Source organism: Mesorhizobium sp. B2-7-2 (genome assembly GCF_006440775.1).
In the GTDB taxonomy this organism is placed as follows: domain Bacteria; phylum Pseudomonadota; class Alphaproteobacteria; order Rhizobiales; family Rhizobiaceae; genus Mesorhizobium.
Map to the genome: position 1 here is coordinate 25,849 of NZ_VFTZ01000021.1, position 20,902 is coordinate 46,750.

Consider the following 20,902-nt stretch of genomic DNA (forward strand, 5'->3'; position numbering starts at 1 on the left):
TTGTCGCGAAAGGAGTGATCCTTGAGAACGATTGCAATTCTGGCGGCGGGCCTGACTGCCGTGCTGTTTCCCATCGCCGCGACCGGCCAGTCGATGACGCCGATGCGGGGCGAGGTGCGATCCTTCGCGGATGCCTTCGCCGTTCGTGTCTTCCCGGGCAACCCGTATAACCAGCGCATACGTGTCGAGGTTCATGTCTATGACCAGGATTTCCAGCCGGTCGACGCCAAGATCACGCCAAGCGCCTTCCTTCTGGCCGGCCAGGCGTCGCGTCCGGTTCTGGTGGTCGTCCCGTTCGACGGCGCGAACGAGCGTAAAGTGCGTATCTGTACCGAGAGTATCCCCTTTCCAAGCGAGCAGACCCAGATAAGGGCACAGATATGCGGAAAGTTTTTCGGGCATCGCAGGTTCTGACCTTGTCCCTGCTGTCCGCCTTGGCTGTCGTAAGTCAGGGGCTTGCCGAGGACATCCTGAACCTGAATCAGAACCAGACCGGTTTCAGCCTGCCCGGCGTCAGCCTGCCTCAGGGCCAGGACGAGGTTCATGCCAGCGACGGCACGACCTGCCGCTCAGCCGTCTCGGGCAGCGGCGCCTATCTCGACCTCGGCGTCATCCGGGGCAACAACAGCAGCAATCAGGCCAATAGCGACATCGCCACATACGGCCGCGTGGTGATCCCGATCGGGCGGACGCCGAAACGCGTCGATTGCAGCCGCCTCTACGAGCTGGAAGTCGAGCGCCTGCAGCTTGAATTGAAGCTCCTGAAAATGGGCCTTGGCGCCGATGGTCAGACAACGGGGAGCACGACGAGCACCGCTGCCACGGCTTCCGAGGCTCCTACGGCTCGCTCGGCCGCATCGGCAGGATGGGCCAACGAAGGCTGGAGCATTCGAGGCACAACCGGCAATGAAACGAAAAAGAAGCGGAAATAGCCGCGCGCTGCTTGCGATGGCAGCGCTTGCCGGCTTCTGTCTCCCGGCACAGGCGGCGATCATCGGCACCTGCACCATCATGATCGGTGCCTCGGGAACGATGAAGTCGAACCCCTCTATCAACATATTCGGTTCCAGGCAGGCGGGCGGGTCGAGCGCCGGTGCAACCATCATCGCGAACTCGACGCTGTGTTCGATCCTGAACCTGCTAGACTGCTATACCGTCTCCGCGCCGGCGCCGATCGCCTTCACCTCGGCTCCGAGCGGCGGCGACACCGACGTCACTTTCGCCTCCGTCTTCCGCCTCGACGGCTCGGGATTGGATAACCCAGGCAGCTCGCCGCAAAAGCTGACCAACGGCACCCATACGATCCAGGTCGATCTGACCGCCACGAAGTCGCCGGGCATCTTCCCGGCGGGCAGTTACCAGGCGGAGGTCACTGTCCGTTGCGAATGATGCTGTGGGCCAGACCGCGCCAGCGACGACATGATCTGGCAACCGGCGGGCTTTGCGGCTAGCTTCGCGCCCAGCCCGCAATTCCAGGGGTAAACACTCCATGTATTTTCCCCTGGAATTGCGCAAAAAAGCAGAAGTCTTGGAGCAGGTCCCCTTTCAGCACAGGCTGACCCGCTTCACCGGGAGGCAGTTTTTTGATTATCGTTGTCGGCTCGATCAATCTCGACCTCATCGCCAATGTCGACCGCTTGCCGGAACCCGGCGAGACGGTGCGCGGCTCCGGCTTCGCCACCGCGCCCGGCGGCAAGGGGGCCAACCAGGCCCTGTCCGCGGCGCGCGCCGGCGCGCAAGTGCGCATGGTGGGCGCGGTCGGCAAGGATAGTTTTGCTGCCGAGGCGCTCGCCCTTCTCAAGGCCGGCAATGTCGATCTGTCCGGTGTCGGCCAGAGCTTCGCCTCCACCGGCACGGCGTTGATCCTGGTCGGCGGCGACGGGGAAAATGTCATCGCCGTCGTGCCGGGCGCCAATGATTCGGTGGTGCCGGGCGATGTCGCAAAGGCCTATCTCAAGAAAGGCGACGTCGTTCTCCTGCAGCACGAGATCCCGTTGCAGACGGTCGAGGCCACACTCGACGCGGCGCGCGCGGCGGGCGCCGTCAGTGTGCTCAACACCGCCCCCTTCCGTGCCGAAGCCGCCGGCCTCCTCGGCAAGGCCGACTATGCGGTCGCCAACGAAACCGAGTTCGATCTCTATGGCGAGGCGCTGGCGCTTTCGGGGCGCGACCGCCCGGCCCGCATGCGCGACTATGCCAAAAAGACGGGCCGCATCATCGTCGTCACGCTCGGCGGCGAGGGCGTGCTGGCCGCCACGCCGGGCGATTTCCTTGCCGTCCCGGCGTTGAAGATCACCCCGGTCGACACGGTAGGCGCCGGCGATACGTTTTGCGGCTATTTCGGCGCCGGCCTGTCGTCTGGCCAGTCGCTTGAGGAAGCGCTTGCCCGCGCAGCCGTGGCCGGCTCGCTCGCCTGCCTGAAACCCGGCGCGCAGCCGGCGATTCCGTTGGCAAAAGATGTCGACACCGCCTTGGCGGCGGCGCGGTAGCGGCCATGCGTCCGATAACGAAGCATGCAGTGCCGCCGGCCGGCGATATCTGCCGCCTTTCCGCCGTCGAGCTCGCCGGCGAGATCAGGCAGCGCCGTTTGTCGGTGCGCGAGGTGGCCGGCGCCTTCCTCGACCGCATCGAGGCGGTCAACCCGCTGGTTAACGCCATCGTCTCGCTGCGCGAGCGCGCCGATGTCCTTGCCGAGGCCGACAGGGCCGATGCCCATCTGGCGCAAGGCGGCGGGGCCGGATCGCTGTACGGCCTGCCGATCGCCATCAAGGACCTTGCCCAGACCAAGGGGCTCAGAACCACCTTCGGCTCGCCGATCTTTGCCGATTTCATTCCCGACACGGACGACTTCTTCGTCGAGCGCATCCGCAAGGCCGGCGCCATCATCATCGGCAAGACCAATGTCCCGGAATTCGGGCTCGGCTCCAACACCTACAATCCGGTTTTCGGGCCGACACTCAACGCCTTCGACCCGGCGCTGACCGCCGGCGGCTCGAGCGGCGGCGCGGCTGTGGCGCTGGCGCTCGACATGGTGCCGGTCGCCGACGGCAGCGACTTCGGCGGTTCGCTGCGCAATCCGGCGGCCTATAACAACGTCTACGGCTTCCGCCCCTCGCAGGGCCTTGTGCCTGCGGGCCCGGACGTCGATGTCTTCCATTCGCAGATGGGCGTCGAGGGGCCGATGGGCCGCAACATTCGCGACATCGCACTGCTCCTCGACGAACAGGCCGGCTATCACCCGCATGCGCCGCTTTCGCACGACAAGACGGGCTCGTTCCTTGAAGGTTTGCGGACCAAAGCGTCAGGCGGCCGCATCGCCTGGCTGGGCGACCTCGGCGGCCGCCTGCCGACGGAGCCCGGCGTGCTCGGCCTTTGCGAGGCCGCGCTTGCCCGCTTCGCCGATGCTTCCTTCCACAGCGAGGCCTTGGTGCCGGATGTCGACTTCGAGGCGCTGTGGCAGGCTTTTGTCACCTTGCGCCAGGCGAGCAGCGGCTGCGGGCTGAAGGCGCACTACGACGAACCGGCAAAACGCGGGCTTCTGAAGCCTGAGGCTATCTGGGAAGTGGAGCAGGCGATGCGCCTGACCGCTCCGCAGATCCATGCCGCGACCGTCCTGCGCACCTCCTGGCACAGGGCGCTGCTTGCGCTGTTCGAGCGCTTCGACCTGATTGCGCTGCCCACCGCCCAGGTCTTCCCCTTCGACGTGACCACCCACTGGCCGCGCGACGTTGCGGGGCGGGCCATGGACAGCTATCACCGCTGGATGCAGGTCTCGGCCTTTGCCACGCTGGGCGGCTGCCCGGCGCTCAACGTGCCGGCCGGCTTCGACGAGAAGGGCCGGCCGATGGGCATGCAGCTGATCGGTCGCCCGCGCGGCGACCTAGCCGTGCTCAGGGCCGGCGCAGCCTATGAGGCGACGCTGCCCTGGGCGGCGGGGGCTGCGTGACGGGCCGCCCTGTCCGACCAGCTTGCGCGGGCGTCAATCCCGTGCATTGATCGCGCTCCGCGCAAGTCGGCGCTGTCCTGTTCCGAGGAAGATCATGTCGCTGGAACTCTACGCCACCTATGTCGTCGCCTGCATCATCATCATCCTGGTGCCGGGGCCCACGGTCACGCTGATCATCGCCAACAGCATCCGCCACGGCTCGCGCGCGGGCTTGGCCAATGTCGCCGGCACTCAGGCCGGCCTTGCCATCATGATCGCCATCGTCGGCATCGGCCTCAACACGCTGATCGCCGGCATGGGCCATTGGTTCGAATGGGTGCGGCTGATCGGCGCCGCCTATCTCATCTGGATGGGCGTGCAGATGTTCCGCGCCAAAGGCGCGCTGAACCCCGACGGTTCGGCCAAAAAGCCGCGTGGTGGCTTCTTCCTGCAGGGTTTTCTGGTGGCGATCTCAAATCCGAAGACCTTGGTCTTTTTCGGCGCTTTCTTCCCGCAGTTCATCGCGCCGCAGGGCAATTATACGCTGCAGATCGTCGTGATGGGCCTCACCGCGATGATCTTCGCCGCCATGTCGGACTCGACCTATGCCCTTGCCGCGGGCCGCGCCGGGCGCGTTCTGTCGGCCAGCCGCGTCAAACTGATGTCGCGCATCAGCGGCAGCTTCCTGGTCGGCGGCGGACTGTGGCTGGCGTTCTCGAAGGCGAAGTAGCACCTCTCCCTTCTCCCCTTGTGGGAGAAGGTGGATCGGCGCGATAGCGCCGAGACGGATGAGGGGTGTTCCAGCGGAGTGAGACGTCGGCGTTCCCTGGAACACCCCTCATCCGACCGAGCTTCGCTCGGCCACCTTCCCCCACAAGGGGGGAAGGAAAGGCGCTAAAGCCGCCCCAGCCGCTCCACCAGCAGCGCGAAGAAGCCGTCATGGTCGATGTCGCGCATCACCATGGCGTTCTTTGTGCGCTTGGTGACGCCCCACCAGTCGATCACCGTCATGCCCATGGTGAGCTCCGACACGGTTTCGACGCTGACATTGCAGCGGCGGCCCTTGAACAGTTCCGGCTTGACGAGATAGGCGATCACGCACGGGTCGTGCAGCGGCCCGCCATCGGTGCCGTATTTCTCCTCGTCATAGCGCTCGAAGAACTCCAGCATCTCGGCGGTCGCGGTGCCGACCTTGGTGCCGAGCTTGCGGAAGGCCTGGATGCGCTGGGACGTGGTCAGCGCCTTGTGGGTGACGTCGAGCGGCATCATCACGATCGGAATGCCTGATTTGAACACCAGGTCGGCGGCCTGCGGGTCGACATAGACGTTGAATTCGGCCGCCGGCGTGACGTTGCCGCCCTCGAAGAAGCCGCCGCCCATCAACACGATTTCCTTGATGCGCGGCGCGATCCTGGGCTCTCGGATCAGCGCCAGCGCGATGTTGGTGAGCGGTCCGAGCGGGCAGAGCGTGATGGTGCCGCTTTCCTCGCGCATCAGCGTCTCGACGATGAAATCGACGGCATATTGTTCCTGCAACGGCATCGTCGGCTCGGGCAGTTGCGGGCCGTTCAGGCCGGTCTTGCCGTGCACTTCCTCGGCGGTGACGAGTTCGCGCGCCAGCGGACGGATGGCGCCGGCATAAACCTTGATGTCGGGCCGGTCGGCCAGCTCGCATATCTTGCGGGCGTTGTTCTGGGTCAGATTCAGCGGCACGTTGCCGGCAACCGCGGTGATGCCGACGATCTCCAGCTCGGAACTGCCGAGCGCCAGCAATATGGCGACGGCATCGTCCTGGCCGGGATCCGTGTCGATGATGATCTTTCTGGACTGGGGCATTTCAATTCCTTTTGGGAAGTCTTTTTTGGCGGGTTTTAGAGCATGGTTCCCAAAAAGTGGGAACCGGTTTTCGGACGAAATCATGCTCCAATGAAAGGCTGGATGAAGATGACGGTTCGACGAAACGCCATCCTGGTTTGGCGGCTTGAACTTGATCGCGCGACGGACCATATCAAGACCATCGGGAAAAATGCCATCCGGGTTTTTCCAGTTTGTGTCGCTCTTCAGAGGACAGTGTAACAATGAGTCGAATGACGCCTTTCTCCAGCCCGCTTCTCCTGGGTTTTGATGCCATGGAAAAGACGCTTGAGCGTCTGGCGAAGTCCGGCGACAGCTACCCTCCGTATAACATCGAGCGCCTCAATGCCGCCGACGGCAAGGCCGAAAGGCTGCGCATCACGCTGGCCGTTGCCGGTTTTGCAGAAAGCGACCTCGATGTCACCACGGAGGAAAACCAGCTGATCGTGCGCGGTCGTCAGACCGACGACACCGAGCGCGAATTCCTGCACCGCGGCATCGCCGCGCGCCAGTTCCAGCGCTGCTTCGTGCTGGCCGACGGCATGCGGGTGATCGCGGCGGAACTGAAGAACGGTCTGCTGTCGATCGATCTCGATCGGCCGGAGTCCGAGCGGATGGTACGGAAAATAAACATATCGGTGAAAGACTGACCTTTGCCGATGGCTCTATGCGAGGCGGCCGATCCTGGCGTCCTCGCGCCAAGGAGGCTTGAAATGACCAGAACTGACGAAACGATCACCATGACCAGCGGCGAGCTCGCCCATCTCGGCGAAGGTTCGGTCGCTTATCTCAGGAAAGTGTCGAGCGACGACCTGCGCGGCCGCTTCCCCGGCCTCGGCGAGATCGCGCCCGGCCTGGAGCTGTGGGCGCTGTTTGCCGCCAACGGCCAGCCGATCCTGCTTTCCGACGCTCGCGACCGGGCGCTGGCGGGCGCGCTGGAGAACGACCTCACCACCGTCGCGATCCACTAAATCAGACTATGATCCCGAAGGTGGGACCTGTTTTCGGGAAAGGTCGATTAAAATAGCGACTGTGATGTCTGGAATCGAAAGGGCCGCCCCCGGCGGCTCTCGAGAGATTTAAGCCAAGAACCGAAAAACGTCAGGCCGCGTGCGAGGCCTGCGCATCCGACAACAACGCGTGGATCGCCACCGCGTCGCGCGTGCCCCTGATCTTGGCCACCGTGTCGGCATCGCGCAGCACGCGCGCGATGCGCGACAGCGCCTTGAGATGGTCGGCGCCGGCACCTTCCGGCGCAAGCAGCAAAAACACCAGGTCAACCGGCTGGTCGTCCAGCGCCTCGAAATCGACCGGCGTCTCCAGCCGGGCGAAGACGCCGGCGATCCGCTTCACGCCGGCGAGCTTGCCATGCGGAATGGCAATGCCGTTGCCGACGCCGGTCGAGCCCAGCCGCTCGCGCTGCAGGATGGTGTCGAACACCTCCCGCTCCGGAATCCCCGAAATCGCCGCCGCCCTCTCCGACAGCAATTGCAGAAGCTGCTTTTTGGAATTCGCCTTCAACGCCGGCATGATCGCCGGAACGCTGATGAGATCGCTGAGATCCATGCTTGAAAAATCCCTTGCTCGCCTGCCGCGCCAGTCGTCGCCCCCTTGCGCGGCTGGCTTTTTATCCTTGCGCGACTTTGGTCGTCGACGGATCGATCCAGCCGATGTTGCCATCCGGCCGGCGGTAGACGATGTTGAGATGGTCGGTTCCGGCGTTGCGGAACAGGAAGACCGGGCTGTCGCTGTTGTCGAGCTCGATGACTGCCGAAGCCACCGACATGGTCCGCAGCGTCACGCTTGATTCGGCGACAATGACCGGAGCGAAGTCCTCCGGAATGTCTTCCTCGTCGTCGGCGAGGGGAGCCATCACGGTGTAGGCGATATCGGTCGGCTCTTCGCCATTGCCGTTGCCGGTGTTGCGCGACTTCAGCCGGCGCTTGTAGCGCCGCAGCCGCGTTTCCAGGCGGTCGGCCGCCGCCTCGAAGGCAAGCGTCGGGTCCTGGGCGTCGCCGGTCGCCTGCAAAGAAGCGCCGGAATCGAGCCGGACCATGCAGTCGGCGGAGAAACGCGACCCCGATTTGATGACCGTGACATGTCCTGAAAAACCCCGATCGAAATATTTCTCGATCGCCTCGCCGACCCGGTCGTTGATGCGTGTGCGGAACGCATCGCCGATGTCCATGTGTTTTCCCGAAATGCGTAGATTCATCTGAAAACTGACCTTCCTTGCTCAGGCTTCAAACTGTTCCCGAGTTTATACCCGTGGTGCGCGCGCACAAGCTTTGCAGCGGCATGCGCGCCGATTTTAGACCCGAACTTTCCGGTTGATCACAAGTCGCCTTCTTGGCCGTCCATGGCCGTGTCTGACGGACCCATTCGCAAGCGGGCATTACCGCCCTGCTCCATGCGGGCGGGCTTCTAGACACTTCATTGCGGCTTGTCAATGAAACTTGGGAATTGTGAAAAATCAGCACTTGCCGCACCGGCCAGGGCTTGCCGGGATTCGGACCAGGCCTAGCGGCCGGCGTTCGCGAGCGCCCGCTTTTCCCGCCGCCGCTGCACCGACGATGGGATGTTCATGCCCTCGCGATATTTCGCGACGGTGCGGCGCGCGATGTCGACCCCGCTTTCCTTGAGCATGTCGACGATGGCGTCATCGGAAAGCACGTCGATGGGCTTTTCCTCGTCGATCATCTGCTTGATGCGGTCGCGCACGGCCTCCGACGAATGCGCTTCGCCGCCTTCCGCGGAGGCAATCGACGCAGTGAAGAAATAGCGCAGCTCGAAGACGCCGCGCGGCGTCAGCATATATTTGTTGGCGGTGACGCGGCTGACCGTCGATTCATGCATGCCGATGGCGTCGGCCACCGTACGCAGGTTGAGCGGCTTGAGGTGACGCACGCCATGGACGAGGAAAGCGTCCTGTTGTCGCACGATCTCGGACGCCACCTTGAGGATGGTCTTGGCCCGTTGATCGAGACTGCGCGTCAGCCAGTTGGCGTTCTGCAGGCATTCGGCGAGAAACTCTTTTTCCGCCTGGTCCTTGGCGTGGGTCGCAATGCGGGCGAAATAGACATTGTCCACCAGCACGCGCGGCAGCGTATCGGCATTGAGCTCGACCGCCCAGCTGCCGTCATTGGCGGCGCGCACCTCGACATCGGCGACAATCGCATCGCTCGCGCCGCCCGAAAACGCCAGGCCGGGCCGCGGATCGAGCGCGCGGATCTCGGCCAGCATGTCGAGCAGGTCCTCCTCGTCGACGCCGCAGATGCGTTTCAGCGTCTGGAAATCCCGTCGCGCCAGAAGCTCGAGATTGGCGACCAGCGCCTTCATCGCCGGATCGAGCCGGTCGCGCACCGCCAGTTGCAGCGACAGGCACTCGGCAAGGTCGCGCGCGAAAAGTCCTGCCGGCTCGAACGTCTGGCAGACGCCAAGCACCTGCGCTACCGTCGCGCCATCCGTGCCGAGCCGGACCGCGATCTCGTCGAGTTCGGTGCGCAGGTACCCGGCTTCGTCGAGCCCTTCGGCCAGCTCACCCGCGATAAGCCGTTCGCTGGGGCTCAGGGAGGCAAGCGCGATCTGCTCGCCGACATGGTCGCGCAGCGTGATGGCGGCCGCTGCCATGTCGCCGACGTCGAACCCCTCGGACGATGCCGCGCCCGCGCCGCCCCCAGCGGCCGACTTCCATTGCGCCGTGAGATCCGGCCCCAGCCTCTCGCTGGTGCCTGGATCGTCGGGAAACAGGTTCTCCAGGGAAGAATCGAGCTTTTGCGAGATCGCTTCCGCGCTCCACTCCATCTCGCCCGCGAACCAGTCGCCTTCGGTGTCCTTTTCCGGCGACGCCTCGCTTTTCTGGGATAGATCGCCGGCGGCGTCGTCCTGCGGTTCGGCCCGTTCCAGCAGCGGGTTGCGCTCGATCTCCTCGTCGATGAAGCGCTCGAGCTCGATATGAGTGAGCTGCAGCAGCCGGATCGACTGCATCAGCTGCGGCGTCATCACCAGCGACTGGGATTGTCTGAGCTGCAGTTTGGCTGCCAGCGCCATGATGGAATTCAAACGCCTCGTCTACGCGTCGACTGTTTTTCGGTCGGGCATAGAAACTGGCCCGGCTTTTGCTTGTCAAGCAAAACGCTATCAGCTGCGGCTTACCGGAGCGTTATCGATCGCTAAAATAACCGAAAGCCGTGACGAGGCCATCGAAACCGCGTCGAAATCCGCGGTCAGAGCGTGAAACCCTCGCCGAGATAGAGACGCCGCACATCGGCGTTGGCGACGATCTCGTCGGCGCGGCCATGCGTCAGCACCTGACCGGCATGGATGATGTAGGCGCGGTCGATCAGGCCGAGCGTCTCGCGCACATTGTGGTCGGTGATCAAGACGCCGATGCCGCGCGCCGTGAGATGGCGAACGAGCTGCTGGATGTCAGCGACGGCGATCGGGTCGATGCCGGCGAAAGGCTCGTCGAGCAGCATATAGGCAGGCCGCGTCGCCAGCGCCCGCGCGATTTCGAGGCGGCGCCGTTCGCCGCCCGACAGCGACATCGACGGCGCCTTGCGCAGATGGCTGATGTGGAACTCCTCGAGCAGTTCGTCGAGCGTGCGCTCGCGTTCCTTGCGGCTCTTTTCCACCACCTCCAGCACGGCCCGGATGTTCTGCTCGACATTCAGGCCGCGGAAGATCGACGCTTCCTGCGGCAGATAGCCTATGCCGAGGCGGGCCCGCCGGTACATCGGCATCGAGGTGACATCGAAGCCGTCGATCTCGATCGAACCTTCGTCGACGGGAACAAGGCCGGTGACCATGTAGAAACAGGTGGTCTTGCCAGCGCCGTTGGGGCCGAGCAGGCCGACGGCCTCACCGGCGCGCACGCCCAGCGTCACCCCGCTCACCACCTTGCGGCCCTTGTAGCTCTTGGTCAGCCCCTTGGCGATCAGGGTGCCCTTGAACTTCGCCTTGTCGGCGCTGACCGTCGCCGGCGCAGCGGGTTGTGCGGCTGCCCGTCCCGGAAGGCGGGCCAGCAGCGAAGTCACACCGGCCATTACTTGCTCGACGCTCCCTGCTGCTGCGCGTCCTGTTTCTGCGGCTTGAACATCATGATGACGCGAGGACAGCCTTCGACATTGCCGAGGCCGCTCTTCATCTGCACGGTGAGCTTGCAGCCCTTGAGCACATTGTCGCCCTGCGAGAGCACCACTTCCTTGCCGGAAAGCACCAGCACCTGTGTCTTCATGTCGAATTTGCCGGTGTCGCCGGTAGCGATCTGGTCGTTCGATTTGATGTAGACTTTGTTCTCGACCTCGAGGTGGTCGATATTGGCGGAGCCCGTCATCGCCGACGCGCCGGCCGCGGCGCTTTTGCCGGCATTGGCATCCTTGACATAGTAGACCGTCATCTTGCCGGCCTTGAGCAGGGTCGGCCCCTGATTCACGGTCACATTGCCGCTGAATACGGCCATGCTGTCGGCCTGGCGAACCTCGAGCTTGTCGCTTTCGATCTGGATCGGCTGGTCGCCCGACAGCTTGAGCCCGGGAATCTGGCTGGTCGCGCTCGACTGCGCGAGAGAATGCGCCGTTGCCAAAAACAGCAATGCGGAAGCAGCGCCCGGAAGCCATGCGGATTTACTGCGACGCATTCTGTTCTCCACCGTTTACCCCCGCTGCCTTCAGCGCAGCAGGATCTATGTTGACGCGAACCCGGTTCTCGAAGACCACGAGCCTGCCATTGTCCTCGACCGACATCGCGTCCGCGGTGATGCGCGACCCGCCACGGCTGACGTCGACCGGATTGCTCGTCTTCATAGAGCCTTTGCCCATGTCTAGGAAGATCGATTTGAACTTCGCCACCAGGCCGTCCGTCGTCGTCACGCTGACGTCGCTGGTCAGATCCATCGTGTTGGCGTCGCGATTGTAGATACCGTGCGCGGCATCGACCGACACGATGTTGTCGGTGGCCACCGGCAGTTTGGCGTTGATGCCTTCGAGGTCGATGACGGCCTGCTGGCCCACATCCTGCGTCGCCCTTGTCGCCGTCAGCGAATATGGCAGCTTCTGCTTGGTGAAGCCGTTGAGCTTCGGATTGGCCATCACCAGCTTGCCGTTGGAAAACGCCGTGCCGTCGGCCTGCACCGATACGGACACGGGCGCCTTGAGATAGGAATAGACCGGAAAGGCGACGGCGATCGCGACCGCGAGCAGCGGCACCGCGAATTTCAGCACGCGGACGCGGCGCGAGTGCCGCTGGGCGCGGTTGAACGCATCGCCACGCGTGCCGCCTTGGTTCGCGGGAGCCGATGCCTCACCGGCATCGCTCGTTTCGTCAGATCGCGCCAACATGACTTTTCTAATGGACCTTTGCCCGCCCAAACACCGCCTATAGGTGGTATGCCGGCACCTACAAGCAAGCACAAGCGGAGGAAAACTGCAAAAATGTGACAGCTGCCGCCCGCAAAATCGAAAGGAATTCGGCGAGACGGCCTGTACTTCATAGCAGATACGGACTGCTTGCGTTAATTTTTCGTGAGCCCGGCGTCAACGCCGGAGGCCCGAAGCCGGGGCCTTTCGGAACAGTTCCGGGAAAGCTGCGAGCGGTTTCCGACAGGAATTGCATCAGGACAAGAAAGTAGAGGGGTCACCGTTCTGTGAAGCGGATGACCCGCGCCAGGAAACGGTAGCCGTGTGTAGAAGCTTGCTTTAAAAGCGTGCTTTCCCACCACCCATGAGGCTGACAATGGCAATGAGAGCCGACGACCTGATCGACCGCCGCCGCTTGCGCCGCAAGCTGACGTTCTGGCGCGTGGTCGCGTTTCTGGTTCTGGCGGCAGCGATCATCGCCTTCTCGACCTGGGTCTATGACGACAATTTTACCGGCCGGGCGCTCCCCCACATCGCCAAAGTCAAGATCGAGGGCACCATCACCGAGGACGAGGAGCTGCTCAAAAGGCTGGAAGCGATCCGCAAGTCGCCGGAGGTAAAGGGCGTCATCCTGTCGATCGATTCGCCGGGAGGCACCACGGTCGGCGGCGAGTCCACATTCGACGCCGTGCGCAAGCTTGCCGGCGACAAGCCGGTGGTGGCCGAAGTCGGCACGCTGGCGGCATCGGCCGGCTATATGATCGCAAGTGCAGCCGACCACATCGTCGCCCGCAAGACGTCGATCGTCGGCTCGATCGGCGTGCTGATCCAGTATCCCGACGTCAGCGGTCTCATGGACAAGCTCGGCATCAAGCTGGAGGAGGTGAAATCGTCGCCGCTCAAGGCTTCGCCCTCGCCCTTCAAGCCGACCAATGACGATGAGCGCGCCATGGTGCGCAAGCTGATCCTCGACAGCTACGACTGGTTCGTCGGCATCGTCGCCGATCGCCGCAAGATGACGCATGAGCAGGCGCTGGCGCTGGCCGACGGCTCGATCTTCACCGGTCGCCAGGCTTTGGCCAACCACCTGGTCGACGCCGTCGGCGGCGAGCAGGAGGCGATCGACTGGCTGGCGACGAAGGGCGTGGACAGCAAGCTCAAGGTCGTCGAGTGGAAGGACAAGGACAGGCGTGGCGGTTTCCTGTTTTCCCAGTCGATGGCAAAAGTGGCGGCCAAGGCGCTCGGCCTGCCGGATGCCGGCGGCGATATCATTCACGAACTCGGCGCCGACCGCTTGTTTCTTGACGGTCTCGTTTCGGTCTGGCACCCTTAAGGTGCCGTTGGGACGAGCCGAAAAAGCAATAAAATCATCCTGATAATCGGTTGCAGTGGTTTTACGGGGAATGTTCTATGATCAAATCCGAGCTTGTGCAGATCATTGCTGCACGCAACCCGCACCTTTTCCTGCGCGACGTCGAAAACATCGTCGGCGCGATCTTTGACGAGATCACCGACGCGCTTGCTGAGGGCAACCGGGTCGAGTTGCGCGGTTTTGGCGCCTTTTCGGTGAAGAACCGTCCGGCCCGCACCGGCCGCAACCCGCGCACCGGCGAATCCGTCGAGGTCGAGGAAAAATGGGTGCCGTTCTTCAAGACCGGCAAGGAGTTGCGCGAAAGGCTGAACGGCGGCAAATAGGCGCCGGGCGGCGGGTCGAAACGGCATCTTGGCGCCTAAAGGCATGTCTCCCGAAAGTGGAGACCGGTTTCGGGACAAGGACATGCGCGCTTCAAGAAGCCTCTCCATGGAGATTTGATGTTCAATCGCTTCATCCTCGTCGTGGTCTTCGTGCCGCTGGCCGTCATCCTGATCGCGCTCGCCGTCGCCAATCGCGGCCCTGTCGCCTTCACGGTCGATCCATTTCATCCCGGCAATCCCGCGCTGACGCTGAGCCTGCCGCTTTTCATCTTCCTGTTCCTGGCCTTGGCCATCGGCATGGTCGTCGGAAGCCTGGCCACCTGGGTGAAGCAGGGGCGCTATCGCAAGCTCGCGCGCCAGCGCGGCCTCGAGGCGGAAAACCTGCGCCAGGCGGTGAGCCCCGCGCCCGTGGCGCCCAAGGGACCGGCGCTGCCCAGCCCGACGAACTAATGCATGTCGCCAGAAGTGCGCCGCGGTTCTCGGACAACGACATGCATCAAAACAAAGATTTAAAGCGCGTCGCCTGAATCCGTTTCAGCGCGGCGCGCTTTAGCAACTCCAGGCAAAGTGCGTAGCGGTTTTCCGTCCGGAATTGCGTAGAAGATAGTCGAGCGTCATTTCGACACCAAGGAGCTCTCAATGCTGACCATTTCGGCCGCGGAGGTCGACCGCGCGCTGACCTTTCCGGGCCTTGTCGAGACGCTGCGCACCGCCTTCCGCGATGGCGCCGTGCAGCCGGTTCGCCACCATCATGGCGTCGAACGGCCGGACGGCGCCGCCTCGACCCTGCTTTTGATGCCGGCCTGGACCGACTTCAACGCCGCCGGCACCTCTTCGGGAGGCCATATCGGCGTCAAGATCGTCACCGTGTCGCCGGACAACAACGCCATCGGCAAGCCGGCGGTCATGGGCCTTTATCTTTTGCTCGACGGCGTCACCGGCGAGCCGCAGGCGCTGATCGACGGCCAAAGGCTGACCCAATGGCGCACCGCCTGCGCATCCGCGCTTGCCGCCTCCTATCTCGCGCGCAGGGATGCCTCTCGGCTTCTGGTGATCGGCGCCGGCGCGCTGTCGCCCTTCCTTGCCAAGGCGCATTCGGCGGTCAGGCCGATCACATCCATCCGTATCTGGAACCGCACGCCGGCCAATGCCGAAAAGGTGGCCGCCGCCTTGCGCGCCGAAGGCCTTCCGGCAAATGCCGCCGGCGATCTCGACGCGGAGCTCGCCGAGGCTGACATCGTCGCCTCCGCGACCATCACGAACACGCCGCTGGTCAAGGGCGCGCTGCTGAAACCGGGCGCCCATGTCGATCTCGTCGGCGGCTTCACGCCGACGATGCGCGAAAGCGATGATGACGCCATTGCCCGTGCCCGCGTCTATGTCGACACCCGCGCCGGCGCCACCAAGGAAGCCGGCGACATCGTCCAGCCGCTGGCCTCCGGCGTGCTGAAGCCGGAAGCGATCGTCGCCGACCTGCACGAGCTCGCCCGCGGCGAGAAACAGGGCCGGCAAACCGACGACGAGATCACGCTGTTCAAGTCGGTTGGCGCAGCACTTGAGGATCTCGCCGCCGGCATCGCCGTTTACAAGGCGCTCAAATAGGCCGTAGGGATCGGGCAGCAGGCAATAGGGAAGAAAGACCTACTGCCTACTGCCTACTGCCTACTGCCTACTGCCTACTGCCTACTGCCTACTGCCCATTCGGCCAGTAGACGCGCAGGCGGTGATTGTCGGGATCGAGCGCTACGAAGGTGCGGCCGAAATCGAGATCGGTTGGTGCCTGCAGTACCTTAAGTCCTCGGCCAGTCCAATCCGCATGGGTGGCATCGACCGCGCTGGCGTCCTCGACCGCGATCACGATCTCGCCGCCCCCGCCCGCTGCCGCGGCCGCCGGTTCCACCGTGTGGCGCGACCAGAGGCCGAGCTTGAAGCCTTTGTCGAGCACGAACATCACGAAGGTCGGCGAGGATTCGACCGGCTCGCGTCCGAGCAGCGAAGCGTAGAACGCGCCGCTCTTTTCCGGATTGTCGACATAGAGGATGACGAAATTCGGCGTGGTCATATCTGATCTCCAAAGTGTCTGAACCTTGGAGACAATACGCGGACCTGCTGTCAGATTCTGGCAGCAGCGATCAGCCGGAAGCGTCTTTCGCTCCATTTTGGCCCGGCGCATCGAGGGTTGCCCGCCACTCTTTGAGCATCGCCTGGCGGCGGCGCGGGTAGCGGATGTCTGTGGCTGTCAGGCCGGACATCCGGTCGGCGCGGAAGTGCCGGAAATCCTGGCGCGTTTCGCACCACGCCACCATCACCCGCACCTTGTCGAAGAAGGCGAGCGCGAACGGCCAGACCAGACGCTTCGATGCCGCTCCCCCGGCGTCACGGTAAAGGAAGCCAAGCTTGCGCTCGTCGCGGATCGCCTGCCGCACGATGCCGAGGTCGACCGCTTCGGCATTTTCCGAGCGCGGCCCGACGAGCAGTGTCGTAGCGTCGAGATCGTCGCGCAGATCATCCGGCAGCACCGCAGCGATCTTGGCCAGCGCATCCGCCGCGGCGGCCGCCAGCCTTTTGTCCGGCTGCTTCGCCACCCAGCGCGAGCCGAGCACGATCGCCTCGATCTCCTCGTCGGTGAACATCAGCGGCGGCAGCATGAAGCCGGGCTTCAGCACATAACCAAGCCCCGCCTCGCCTTCGATCGGCGCGCCCTGCCCCTGCAGCGTCGCGATGTCGCGATAGAGGGTGCGGATCGAGACGCCGATTGCACCCGCAAGCGTGCGGCCGCTCACCGGCCGACGATGGCGGCGAAGGATCTGGACGAGATCGAGCAAGCGGGCTGAACGGGACATTGATTTGTCATCAGGTACGATCGATCATAGAGCCGGGGCGCACATCGCGGCAAGCGACCTGATGCCAAGGAACGCCTGCGTCCCATCCTCGTTGTCCCCCAATGGAGATGCGCGGGACCCTGCTGTTCTGGGCGGTTCTGACCGCCTTCGTCGCGGCCCTCAGCCTTGGACCGTCCTTTGCCCATGTGCTGGAATCGCTGCCCAGGCTAACGAAATGGTCGCCGGCGCTCTGGCGCGAGGCGACGGTCTTCAACGGTCAATTTCTGCTCTTTGCCGTCGTCGGAGCGCCGCTCGATATAGCGGCGATCCTGTGCCCAGCGTTTCTCGCATGGATGCTGCGCGGCCAAGCTGGGGCGTTCGGCTTCGTGCTCGCCGCCACACTGCTTTATGCCGTCTCGCTGGCGCTCTGGTTCGGACTGGTCAAACCGGCCAACGACATTCTCGCGACCTGGGCGCCCGGACCGATCCCGGACAATTTCGAGGCCGTCCGGCTGCGTTGGGAGACCGGCCACATGGCGGTGGCCGCGGCGAAGGCGCTTGGCTTCATTTCGCTTTGTTTCGGCCTGCTCGGCGTCCGGCATGGTTGATGACAGCACCATTGAATGAGCCGGGCTTTGTTGCGCCGGTGGGCTGAGCTGTGGCAGAAGCGGGCCGAACCGCCGGAGATGACCCTTCTTGAAATCTTTTCGCGACAAACGCCGCGATGGCCGCCGCCCGCATCCCGCAAGGGCGGAACAGCCCCGCCCGCGTGATGCGTTCGCGGCCGGACGGCAGCAGGCCGCACCTGCCGAGCGCCGTGAAACGAAGTCGGCGGAGCGGCAGGAAGCCAAGCCGGCGCCGCGCGTGCTTGCGCGCCGCGAAGGCGCGTTGCCCGCCGAGCGCCTGCCATTGATCCTCGAAGTCGCGCCCAACGCCGATTACGCCCTGCTGGACAGCGGCGCCGGCGAGAAGCTCGAGCAATACGGCCCGTACCGCATCGTGCGCCCCGAGGGCCAGGCGATCTGGCAGCGAGCCCTTCCGGCGAAGGAATGGGAGCGCGCGGACGCCATCTTCACCGGCGACACCGACGAGGAAGGCATCGGCCGCTGGCGGTTTCCCAAAACGCCGCTCGGCGAGACCTGGCCGATGAAGCATGACGGCATCGATTATCTCGGCCGCTTCACCTCGTTTCGCCATGTCGGCGTCTTCCCGGAGCAGGCGTCGCATTGGGACCATATGGCCGGGCTGATCGCGTCGGCGAGACGCCCGGTCAAGGTGCTTAACCTGTTCGGCTATACCGGCCTCGCCTCGCTGGTGGCGGCCCGCGCCGGCGCCGAGGTCACCCATGTCGATGCCTCGAAGAAGGCGATCGGCTGGGCGCGCGAGAACCAGGAGATGGCCGGCCTTGCCGACAAGCCGATCCGCTGGATCGTCGAGGACGCGATGAAATTCGCCGAGCGCGAGGAACGCCGCGGCAGCCGCTACGACATCGTGCTGTTCGACCCGCCGGCCTATGGCCGCGGCCCCAAGGGCGAGGTCTGGCAATTGTTCGAGGACCTGCCGGGGCTCACCGACCTTTGCCGCTCGATCCTGACGCCGAAACCGCTGGCTGTCGTTCTCACCGCCTATTCGATCCGCGCTTCCTTCTTCGCCATCCACGCGCTGATGCGCGACACCTTCGCCGGCATGGGCGGCACGGTCGAATCCGGCGAGCTGATCATTCGCGAGAAATCCGCCGGCCGCGCGCTGTCGACCTCGCTGTTCTCGCGCTGGGTGGCTTGAATGACGGCACATGACGGCGCTCGCCCTGTCGGGCAGGTCAAGGAAGTCACCAGCCTTGCCAATCCCCTGGTCAAGGACATCAAGGCGCTGGCGCTCAAGAAATTCCGCGACCAGCAGAACGCCTTCATGGCCGAGGGCCTGAAGCTGGTCATCGATGCCCTCGACCTCGGCTGGTCGATCAGGACCTTGGTCTTCGCCAAGGCCGGACTCGGCAACCCGGCCGTCGAAAAGGTCGCCGCGCGGACCGTCGCCGCCGGCGGCATGGTGCTCGAGGTTTCCGAAAAGGTGCTCGCTGCCATCACCCGCCGCGAGAACCCGCAAATGGTGGTCGGCGTCTTCGCGCAGCAGACCGTACCGCTGAAGGACATCCGCGCCAGGGACGGTGATGTTTGGGTCGCGCTCGACCGGGTGCGCGACCCCGGCAATCTCGGCACCGTGATCCGCACCGTCGACGCGGTCGGCGCCAAAGGCGTCATCCTGGTCGGCGACACCACCGACCCATTCTCGCTGGAGACGGTGCGCGCCACCATGGGCTCGATTTTCGCCGTGCCGGTCGCCAGGGCGACCGAGCAGGCCTTTCTCGCTTGGCGCCGCGATTTCTCCGGCCTTGTCGCCGGAACCCATCTCAAGGGCGCGGTCGACTATCGCTCGGTCGATTTCTCCAGGGGGCCGGTCTTGCTGCTGATGGGCAACGAGCAGCAGGGCCTGCCGGACAGTCTCGCTGAAAGCTGCGACCGGCTGCTCAGAATTCCCCAGGCAGGCCGGGCCGATTCGCTCAATCTGGCGGTCGCCACCGGTGTGATGTTGTTCGAGATCCGGCGTGGCGCGTTGAAGCTCGAGCCTGCCAACGACATCCGATGAGGACCGCCAAATGAAATCCTGGTCCCCTTACGTCGTGCTGGTCGTCGTCGCCATCGCGCTCGACCAGTGGGTCAAGCAGCTGGTCGAGAACGGTCTCGCCTTTCAGGAGAAGCTCGATCTGCTGCCGTTCCTGGCGCTGTTCCGCACCTACAACACCGGCATCGCTTTCTCGATGTTCCAGTCCTTCGGCGATACCGGCCTGGTGGTCATCGCCGTGCTGGTCGTCGCCTTCGTGCTCTATCTCGCCACGCGCACGCCCGCCGGCTATGTCGTCGCTCGTATCGGCTTTGCGCTGATCATCGGCGGTGCGCTCGGCAACCTCATCGACCGTGCCGTCTACGGTCACGTCATCGACTACATCCTGTTCCACACGCCCGTCTGGTCCTTCGCGGTCTTCAATCTCGCCGACGCCTTCATCTCGGTCGGCGCGGCGCTTGTCGTCTTCGACGAGCTGATCGGCTGGCGGCGCGAAGCCAAGTCCCAGGACCTTGGCAATTGACCTCACGCTGTTGAAACAGCAGACTTCCTCATCAGCCAGAGGCGAGGAGAAAATCATGCCCGACACCTTCAAAGCCATCCTCGTTTCGCGCGATGCGGACAAGAAGCAGTCCGTCGATGTCGTCGACCTCACCGAGGCCGACCTGATGGAAGGCGACGTCACCATCGCCGTCGAGGCGACGACGGTGAACTACAAGGACGGGCTCGCCATCACCGGCAAGGCGCCGGTCGTGCGCCGCTGGCCGCTGGTTCCAGGCATCGATTTCGCCGGCACCGTGATCTCCTCCTCGCATGCCGACTGGCGCAAGGGGGACAAGGTGATCCTCAACGGCTGGGGCGTCGGCGAGACGCATTACGGCGCCTATGCCGGCCGCGCCCGCGTCAAGGGCGACTGGCTGGTGCCGCTGCCCGAGGGCATGAGCGCGCATGATGCGATGGCTGTCGGCACCGCGGGCTACACGGCAATGCTCTCGGTCATGGCGCTGGAGCGGCACGGCATCGTGCCGGACCGCGGTCCCGTGGTGGTGACGGGCGCTGCCGGCGGCGTCGGCTCGGTCGCCATCTCGATCCTGTCGAGCCTCGGCTACCATGTCATCGCCTCGACCGGCCGCAACGCCGAGAGCCCCTATCTGATCGACCTTGGCGCGGCCGAGGTGATCTCGCGCGAGGAGCTCAGCCAGCCCGCGAAACCGCTCGCCAAGGAGCGCTGGGCAGGCGGCGTCGACTCGGTCGGCAGCCATACCTTGGCCAATGTGCTGTCGATGACCTCCTATGGCGGCGCGATCGCCGCTTGCGGCCTGGCCGGCGGCATGGACCTGCCGGGAAGCGTCGCGCCCTTCATCCTGCGCGGCGTCTCGCTGCTGGGCATCGATTCGGTGATGGCGCCGAAACCGGTACGCCTCGAGGCATGGCGCCGCATCGGCACCGACCTCGATTCCAAGAAGCTGTCGACTTTGTCGCGCACGATCGGTTTCGACGGCATTGTCGCTGCCGCGCGCGATATCGTCGAGGGCAAGATCAGGGGTCGCGTCGTCGTCGACATGTAGCTGGCAACGACCTCGTGAAGCTACGGTTTCGCCCGCGCATGCGGGCGGTCGGAATCCGCGCGA

At 64.3% G+C, this 20,902-nt stretch carries 26 protein-coding genes; 17 read left to right on the top strand and 9 right to left on the bottom strand.

Annotated features, from left to right (window positions below; translation table 11 throughout):
- Positions 1-21: 21 nt before the first annotated feature.
- From FJ425_RS24190 to FJ425_RS24215, 6 genes are all read left to right on the top strand, one after another.
- The gene (locus FJ425_RS24190; RefSeq protein ID WP_140546269.1) at positions 22-414 is read left to right on the top strand and encodes a hypothetical protein; all 393 of its coding nucleotides are present in this window, start codon (positions 22-24) and stop codon (positions 412-414) included.
- Positions 381-932, top strand: a complete 552-nt coding sequence (locus FJ425_RS24195) for a hypothetical protein (RefSeq protein WP_140726556.1) — start codon at positions 381-383, stop codon at positions 930-932. The genes FJ425_RS24190 and FJ425_RS24195 overlap by 34 nt, the downstream gene beginning before the upstream one ends.
- Positions 907-1,389 (top strand): hypothetical protein, encoded by a 483-nt coding sequence (locus FJ425_RS24200; RefSeq protein ID WP_140726559.1) that lies wholly within the window; start codon positions 907-909, stop codon positions 1,387-1,389. Before FJ425_RS24195 ends, FJ425_RS24200 begins: the two co-directional genes overlap by 26 nt.
- Before the next feature lie 194 nt (positions 1,390-1,583).
- A complete protein-coding gene (locus tag FJ425_RS24205) occupies positions 1,584-2,489 on the top strand; it encodes a ribokinase (protein WP_140726562.1) in 906 nt (301 codons plus the stop codon).
- Positions 2,490-2,494: 5 nt separating this feature from the next.
- Positions 2,495-3,946, top strand: coding sequence for an amidase (locus FJ425_RS24210; protein WP_140726565.1), 1,452 nt, complete (start codon positions 2,495-2,497; stop codon positions 3,944-3,946).
- Positions 3,947-4,040: 94 nt separating this feature from the next.
- Positions 4,041-4,655 (top strand): LysE family translocator, encoded by a 615-nt coding sequence (locus FJ425_RS24215; RefSeq protein ID WP_140726567.1) that lies wholly within the window; start codon positions 4,041-4,043, stop codon positions 4,653-4,655.
- Positions 4,656-4,819: 164 nt separating this feature from the next.
- On the opposite strand, the gene FJ425_RS24220 is transcribed toward FJ425_RS24215, so the two are convergent.
- Complete coding sequence (locus FJ425_RS24220; protein ID WP_140726569.1) at positions 4,820-5,761, bottom strand: nucleoside hydrolase; 942 nt, start codon at positions 5,759-5,761, stop codon at positions 4,820-4,822.
- A 242-nt stretch (positions 5,762-6,003) separates the two neighbouring features.
- Between FJ425_RS24220 and FJ425_RS24225 the strand changes: the two genes are divergently transcribed.
- Positions 6,004-6,429, top strand: coding sequence for an Hsp20 family protein (locus FJ425_RS24225; RefSeq protein WP_095769269.1), 426 nt, complete (start codon positions 6,004-6,006; stop codon positions 6,427-6,429).
- A 63-nt stretch (positions 6,430-6,492) separates the two neighbouring features.
- Entirely contained in the window at positions 6,493-6,750 is a 258-nt protein-coding gene (locus FJ425_RS24230; RefSeq protein ID WP_036257920.1) for a DUF1150 family protein, read from the top strand.
- 130 nt (positions 6,751-6,880) lie between these two features.
- On the opposite strand, the gene ptsN is transcribed toward FJ425_RS24230, so the two are convergent.
- From ptsN to lptC, 6 genes are all read right to left on the bottom strand, one after another.
- Positions 6,881-7,345, bottom strand: coding sequence for a PTS IIA-like nitrogen regulatory protein PtsN (gene ptsN, locus FJ425_RS24235; RefSeq protein WP_140546444.1), 465 nt, complete (start codon positions 7,343-7,345; stop codon positions 6,881-6,883).
- A gap of 61 nt (positions 7,346-7,406) precedes the next feature.
- A complete protein-coding gene (gene raiA, locus FJ425_RS24240) occupies positions 7,407-7,994 on the bottom strand; it encodes a ribosome-associated translation inhibitor RaiA (RefSeq protein ID WP_140546445.1) in 588 nt (195 codons plus the stop codon).
- A 305-nt stretch (positions 7,995-8,299) separates the two neighbouring features.
- Positions 8,300-9,829, bottom strand: a complete 1,530-nt coding sequence (rpoN, locus tag FJ425_RS24245) for an RNA polymerase factor sigma-54 (RefSeq protein WP_140726572.1) — start codon at positions 9,827-9,829, stop codon at positions 8,300-8,302.
- Between the two features lie 176 nt (positions 9,830-10,005).
- Positions 10,006-10,824 carry an LPS export ABC transporter ATP-binding protein gene (lptB, locus tag FJ425_RS24250; RefSeq protein WP_140636952.1) on the bottom strand — a complete coding sequence of 273 codons (819 nt, stop codon included), beginning with the start codon at positions 10,822-10,824 and terminating at the stop codon, positions 10,006-10,008.
- Positions 10,824-11,417: an LptA/OstA family protein gene (locus FJ425_RS24255; protein ID WP_140636954.1), complete on the bottom strand. Its 594-nt coding sequence runs from the start codon at positions 11,415-11,417 to the stop codon at positions 10,824-10,826. Before FJ425_RS24255 ends, lptB begins: the two co-directional genes overlap by 1 nt.
- Positions 11,404-12,117 (bottom strand): LPS export ABC transporter periplasmic protein LptC, encoded by a 714-nt coding sequence (lptC, locus tag FJ425_RS24260; protein WP_140546448.1) that lies wholly within the window; start codon positions 12,115-12,117, stop codon positions 11,404-11,406. The genes FJ425_RS24255 and lptC overlap by 14 nt, the downstream gene beginning before the upstream one ends.
- Positions 12,118-12,511: 394 nt before the next feature.
- Here lptC and sppA point away from each other — a divergent pair, with 394 nt between their 5' ends.
- From sppA to FJ425_RS24280, 4 genes are all read left to right on the top strand, one after another.
- Complete coding sequence (gene sppA / locus FJ425_RS24265) at positions 12,512-13,468, top strand: signal peptide peptidase SppA (RefSeq protein ID WP_140546449.1); 957 nt, start codon at positions 12,512-12,514, stop codon at positions 13,466-13,468.
- 77 nt (positions 13,469-13,545) lie between these two features.
- Positions 13,546-13,830, top strand: a complete 285-nt coding sequence (locus FJ425_RS24270) for an integration host factor subunit beta (RefSeq protein ID WP_027165368.1) — start codon at positions 13,546-13,548, stop codon at positions 13,828-13,830.
- A 117-nt stretch (positions 13,831-13,947) separates the two neighbouring features.
- Entirely contained in the window at positions 13,948-14,280 is a 333-nt protein-coding gene (locus tag FJ425_RS24275; protein WP_140726575.1) for a LapA family protein, read from the top strand.
- A gap of 189 nt (positions 14,281-14,469) precedes the next feature.
- A complete protein-coding gene (locus FJ425_RS24280) occupies positions 14,470-15,432 on the top strand; it encodes an ornithine cyclodeaminase family protein (RefSeq protein ID WP_140726578.1) in 963 nt (320 codons plus the stop codon).
- An 88-nt stretch (positions 15,433-15,520) separates the two neighbouring features.
- On the opposite strand, the gene FJ425_RS24285 is transcribed toward FJ425_RS24280, so the two are convergent.
- Positions 15,521-15,892 carry a VOC family protein gene (locus tag FJ425_RS24285; RefSeq protein ID WP_140726581.1) on the bottom strand — a complete coding sequence of 124 codons (372 nt, stop codon included), beginning with the start codon at positions 15,890-15,892 and terminating at the stop codon, positions 15,521-15,523.
- Positions 15,893-15,962: 70 nt separating this feature from the next.
- Entirely contained in the window at positions 15,963-16,673 is a 711-nt protein-coding gene (locus tag FJ425_RS24290) for a YafY family protein (RefSeq protein ID WP_140726584.1), read from the bottom strand.
- Positions 16,674-16,774: 101 nt separating this feature from the next.
- On the opposite strand from FJ425_RS24290, the gene FJ425_RS24295 reads away from it, so the two are divergent.
- The 5 genes from FJ425_RS24295 (at position 16,775) to FJ425_RS24315 (ending at position 20,839) form a co-directional block, all read left to right on the top strand.
- Positions 16,775-17,260, top strand: a complete 486-nt coding sequence (locus FJ425_RS24295; protein WP_140726587.1) for a DUF1772 domain-containing protein — start codon at positions 16,775-16,777, stop codon at positions 17,258-17,260.
- Positions 17,261-17,348: 88 nt separating this feature from the next.
- The gene (locus FJ425_RS24300) at positions 17,349-18,434 is read left to right on the top strand and encodes a class I SAM-dependent rRNA methyltransferase (protein ID WP_140726590.1); all 1,086 of its coding nucleotides are present in this window, start codon (positions 17,349-17,351) and stop codon (positions 18,432-18,434) included.
- Positions 18,435-19,295, top strand: a complete 861-nt coding sequence (locus FJ425_RS24305; protein ID WP_140635627.1) for an RNA methyltransferase — start codon at positions 18,435-18,437, stop codon at positions 19,293-19,295.
- Positions 19,296-19,305: 10 nt separating this feature from the next.
- On the top strand, positions 19,306-19,794 hold the full coding sequence (gene lspA, locus FJ425_RS24310; protein WP_140726593.1) for a signal peptidase II: 489 nt from the start codon (positions 19,306-19,308) through the stop codon (positions 19,792-19,794).
- Positions 19,795-19,849: 55 nt separating this feature from the next.
- Entirely contained in the window at positions 19,850-20,839 is a 990-nt protein-coding gene (locus tag FJ425_RS24315) for an MDR family oxidoreductase (RefSeq protein ID WP_140726596.1), read from the top strand.
- Positions 20,840-20,902 lie beyond the last annotated feature (63 nt).